Annotated in this window: 1 pseudogene; it reads right to left on the bottom strand. The window is 66.3% G+C overall.

The window, feature by feature from the left end:
• A pseudogene (locus KIP88_RS45980) lies at nucleotides 1-597 on the bottom strand (flagellin); the annotation flags it as partial.

Below are 597 nucleotides of genomic sequence, written 5' to 3'. Positions count from 1 at the left end.
GCTGCAAGGCCGAGGCCCGCGGCGTTGAAGTCGACGCCGGTGATGCTCAGCGTCGACTTGCCGGTCTCGTTGAACGTCAGCTTCAGCGTATCGCCACCGAGCAGGTTGACGCCATTGAAGGAGGCATCCGCCGCGGTGCTGGTGATGTTCTGCATAGTGGCGTTGTACTGGTTCACCAGCCCTGCGCGGACGCTCTGCGTCTGAGCATCGACCACCGGAGCCGACGCAGTCGAGAACGTGACCGCGCTGGTCAGCGTGCCGCCGATCGCGCCACCCGCCGTCACCGAGCCGAGGGTCGACGAAGCGTAGTCGTTGGAGGCGGAGATCGTCAGCTTGCCGGTGGAGTCGATCGTGGCGCTCATGTTGTTGGCAAGCAGCGCCGCATTGAGCTGGTCGAGCGTCTTGACCGTGCCGCCGTTGCCGTCGCCGAAGGTGACGTTGACCGCCGCGCCGCCGTTGAAGGAGCTGAAGGTCAAGGTCTTGCCGGAGACGCTGCCGGAGGCTGCCGAGCGGCTGGCGGTGAAGTTGGTCGCCGTTCCGGTGTTGCCGGTGAGCCCGAGCGCCGACATCGCGTTGCCGGTGCCGATAACCGACAGG

The organism is Bradyrhizobium sp. SRL28 (assembly GCF_018596315.1).
GTDB lineage: Bacteria > Pseudomonadota > Alphaproteobacteria > Rhizobiales > Xanthobacteraceae > Bradyrhizobium.
Note: the sequence above shows the minus strand (reverse complement) of the source record. Positions and strands in the feature narration are given on the sequence as shown.